Source organism: Anaerobacillus sp. ABD4_527 (assembly GCF_056160805.1).
The window spans coordinates 1-233 of record NZ_JBSWXZ010000026.1 but is presented as its reverse complement, the minus strand read 5'-3'; the positions used below and the strand labels follow the sequence as shown (position 1 = coordinate 233).

Annotated in this window: 1 rRNA gene; it reads right to left on the bottom strand. The window is 40.3% G+C overall.

Annotation, left to right across the window (positions count from 1 at the left end):
* Nucleotides 1-176 precede the first annotated feature (176 nt).
* Nucleotides 177-233 (bottom strand): 16S ribosomal RNA (locus tag ACXAHI_RS21070); the annotation flags it as partial.

Genomic DNA, 233 nt, shown 5'->3' with positions numbered 1-233 from the left:
TGCACATCGTTAGATGTGACTAACTAAGTTATAACGCAAAAAATAATAATTATTGGATGTCGTTGTTTGTGCTATCTAGTTTTCAAGGAACGTGAAAGAATACAATCATTCTTTCAAAACTAAACGAAACGCTCATGCAAGCTTGGCAACCAATGTTGCCTCGTAATTCTCCATAGAAAGGAGGTGATCCAGCCGCACCTTCCGATACGGCTACCTTGTTACGACTTCACCCC